Here is a 954-nt window from a genome sequence, read left to right on the forward strand (position 1 = left end):
GTGAACCGCCCGGTGCGGACCCGCATGCCGGGTGGTGTGGGGAGGGCTGAAGAAAAGTCAGCCCTTACCCGATTTAGGCCAATTGGGAAGAAAACGGATGGCGATATATGGAAACGCTGTGAAAGTGCTTGAATATGATCTCTAGTCAGTTTTCTAGTTCCATTAAGAATCATGGATACAAGACTCTTACCACCAATTTCTTCTTTGAGATCATCAGCCTTAAGCTGATACTGATCTATCAGTGTACGGAGAACCGCAGCGCCATCATCAAGGTTTTCGACTCTTTGGTTGAACTCTGCAAACTCTTCAGACTCGTCCTCCCAGCGCTCTATTGACACTGAAAGGATCTCGATCAAAGGAACATATTTGTCATATTCCTCAATGAGTTCATCCATTAGTTCAAGAGCTTTCTCGTACTCATCTTCATTGTGTATACGGCCAACAAAGCCTGCTTCAGAAAAAAGGTCAGTAGCTTTGGCTTTTATGTTAGAGAATCTCATCACTCAGCCTCCTTAGCGTATTTTTTGCACAATTTGTCATATTCTGCATGGGACACAATGTGCTTCACATACATCCGGTTATCTCGAAACTCGATAAAAGCAATAAGTCTTAGATTATTCCCACCGATATCGATGACCCACCATTTATCCCTATATTTGAAGTTATCCAAACTCGGGTAGAGCTCTTTGAGTTCACTTGGGTCATGAAAGTTCCCATTTCTCAATGACTTATAGACAGCTTCGATTGCAGCTGACTGGTTTGGGTATTTCTTTACTGCGTCATTGAACGGCTTTCTGGATATAACGTGCATAACAACCTCGAGTTCACTCTATGTGAACTCTAGCACGTATAGGTGTCGTTCACAACATGTGAACTTTGGGTGGGGGTGTTGCTGGGCCTAACGCCTGCATGTGGGGCGCCGAAGGCGTCCCAGGAGCGAAGCGACGAACACCA

2 protein-coding genes are annotated in these 954 nt (G+C 45.1%); both read right to left on the reverse strand.

Going from position 1 to position 954, the window contains the following annotated elements; genetic code table 11:
* Nucleotides 1-500, reverse strand: a 500-nt coding sequence (locus tag QMA35_RS21820; protein WP_281649236.1) for a hypothetical protein, incomplete at its 3' end; no start/stop codon positions are given.
* A complete protein-coding gene (locus QMA35_RS21825; RefSeq protein WP_281649237.1) occupies nucleotides 500-811 on the reverse strand; it encodes a type II toxin-antitoxin system HigB family toxin in 312 nt (103 codons plus the stop codon). The genes QMA35_RS21820 and QMA35_RS21825, both read right to left, overlap by 1 nt.
* Between the last annotated feature and the right edge of the window lie 143 nt (nucleotides 812-954).

It is taken from the genome of Parendozoicomonas sp. Alg238-R29 (assembly GCF_947331445.1).
Lineage (GTDB): Bacteria > Pseudomonadota > Gammaproteobacteria > Pseudomonadales > Endozoicomonadaceae > Sansalvadorimonas.

Coding starts and splice junctions, on each gene's coding strand:
- QMA35_RS21825 (WP_281649237.1), bottom strand. CDS start 811: ATGCACGTTATATCCAGAAAGCCGTTCAATGACGCAGTAAAGAAATAC.